Origin of the sequence: Paenibacillus sacheonensis (assembly GCF_009909195.1) — a bacterium.
GTDB classification, from domain to species: domain Bacteria; phylum Bacillota; class Bacilli; order Paenibacillales; family Paenibacillaceae; genus Paenibacillus_Z; species Paenibacillus_Z sacheonensis.
Window position 1 is genome coordinate 1 of sequence record NZ_JAAAMU010000043.1, and the last position, 1,669, is coordinate 1,669.

The 1,669-nt window shown below is 53.7% G+C and carries 1 rRNA gene; it reads left to right on the forward strand.

Features of this window, described 5'->3' with window-relative positions:
• The first annotated feature begins 78 nt into the window (after positions 1–78).
• Positions 79–1,620: ribosomal RNA gene (locus GT003_RS32040) — 16S ribosomal RNA — on the forward strand.
• Positions 1,621–1,669: the final 49 nt, after the last annotated feature.

The following is a 1,669-nucleotide window of genomic DNA, read 5'->3' on the forward strand; positions in this document are numbered from 1 at the left end:
TCGGACACTAAATGAATACCAAGTCTCACGGGTGAACACGTAATTCATTACGGTTTAATTCGATGAGCATCAAACTTTAAATTGAAGAGTTTGATCATGGCTCAGATTGAACGCTGGCGGCAGGCCTAACACATGCAAGTCGAACGGTAACAGGAAGCAGCTTGCTGCTTTGCTGACGAGTGGCGGACGGGTGAGTAATGTCTGGGAAACTGCCTGATGGAGGGGGATAACTACTGGAAACGGTAGCTAATACCGCATAACGTCGCAAGACCAAAGAGGGGGACCTTCGGGCCTCTTGCCATCAGATGTGCCCAGATGGGATTAGCTAGTAGGTGGGGTAACGGCTCACCTAGGCGACGATCCCTAGCTGGTCTGAGAGGATGACCAGCCACACTGGAACTGAGACACGGTCCAGACTCCTACGGGAGGCAGCAGTGGGGAATATTGCACAATGGGCGCAAGCCTGATGCAGCCATGCCGCGTGTATGAAGAAGGCCTTCGGGTTGTAAAGTACTTTCAGCGGGGAGGAAGGCGATGCGGTTAATAACCGCGTCGATTGACGTTACCCGCAGAAGAAGCACCGGCTAACTCCGTGCCAGCAGCCGCGGTAATACGGAGGGTGCAAGCGTTAATCGGAATTACTGGGCGTAAAGCGCACGCAGGCGGTCTGTCAAGTCGGATGTGAAATCCCCGGGCTCAACCTGGGAACTGCATCCGAAACTGGCAGGCTTGAGTCTCGTAGAGGGGGGTAGAATTCCAGGTGTAGCGGTGAAATGCGTAGAGATCTGGAGGAATACCGGTGGCGAAGGCGGCCCCCTGGACGAAGACTGACGCTCAGGTGCGAAAGCGTGGGGAGCAAACAGGATTAGATACCCTGGTAGTCCACGCCGTAAACGATGTCGACTTGGAGGTTGTGCCCTTGAGGCGTGGCTTCCGGAGCTAACGCGTTAAGTCGACCGCCTGGGGAGTACGGCCGCAAGGTTAAAACTCAAATGAATTGACGGGGGCCCGCACAAGCGGTGGAGCATGTGGTTTAATTCGATGCAACGCGAAGAACCTTACCTGGTCTTGACATCCACAGAACTTTCCAGAGATGGAAAGGTGCCTTCGGGAACTGTGAGACAGGTGCTGCATGGCTGTCGTCAGCTCGTGTTGTGAAATGTTGGGTTAAGTCCCGCAACGAGCGCAACCCTTATCCTTTGTTGCCAGCGGTTAGGCCGGGAACTCAAAGGAGACTGCCAGTGATAAACTGGAGGAAGGTGGGGATGACGTCAAGTCATCATGGCCCTTACGACCAGGGCTACACACGTGCTACAATGGCGCATACAAAGAGAAGCGATCTCGCGAGAGCCAGCGGACCTCATAAAGTGCGTCGTAGTCCGGATTGGAGTCTGCAACTCGACTCCATGAAGTCGGAATCGCTAGTAATCGTGAATCAGAATGTCACGGTGAATACGTTCCCGGGCCTTGTACACACCGCCCGTCACACCATGGGAGTGGGTTGCAAAAGAAGTAGGTAGCTTAACCTTCGGGAGGGCGCTTACCACTTTGTGATTCATGACTGGGGTGAAGTCGTAACAAGGTAACCGTAGGGGAACCTGCGGTTGGATCACCTCCTTACCTTAAAGAACCTTTCCCTGTAGTGTCCACACAGATTGTCTGATGAAAA